The sequence below is a fragment of the Pseudoalteromonas sp. TB51 genome, from assembly GCF_000498055.1.
Taxonomy (GTDB): domain Bacteria; phylum Pseudomonadota; class Gammaproteobacteria; order Enterobacterales; family Alteromonadaceae; genus Pseudoalteromonas; species Pseudoalteromonas atlantica.
Map to the genome: position 1 here is coordinate 1 of NZ_AUTO01000245.1, position 526 is coordinate 526.

Below are 526 nucleotides of genomic sequence, written 5' to 3' on the forward strand. Positions count from 1 at the left end.
TGCCGCTGTTGGCGCGCCAAATGGCATTGATACAACTTGACCGCCAGCAGCATCTTGCTGCGCTTTTAGATCAGGTTCGAATGCATCAAGTGCACCGGTGATCCAAGTGACTGCTTCATCATCGTAATCAACATCTAGGTCGGCACGTTGGAAAATAGTTTCTGCGCCAAGTTTGTTTAAACGCTCTTCAAAGTCTTTTGCTGTTTGGCAGAAAAACTCATAGCTAGAGTCGCCTAAACCCAGTACCGCCACTTTAACGCCATCTAACTTAGGTGCTTTTTTGGTAGTTAAAAATTCATACAGTGTTTCAGCATCTTCAGGTGGCTCACCTTCACCGTAGGTAGATACAACAACGGTTAAAAACTTTTCTTTTTTCAGGGCTGTAGGTTTGTAGTCAGACATGCTCACAAGTTTTACAGCTAGACCGCGCGACTCTGCTTGCTCTTTAAGCTTAGTCGCCACACCTTTTGCATTACCTGTTTGCGAACCATACAAAATAGTAAGTGGCGCAGCATCGCTTGCAGCC

At 45.4% G+C, this 526-nt stretch carries 1 protein-coding gene; it reads right to left on the minus strand.

The annotated features are described in order from the left end of the window. Positions 1-526 (minus strand): flavodoxin domain-containing protein (locus L650_RS0114115; protein ID WP_029773513.1); only part of this gene is annotated, 526 nt, incomplete at both ends.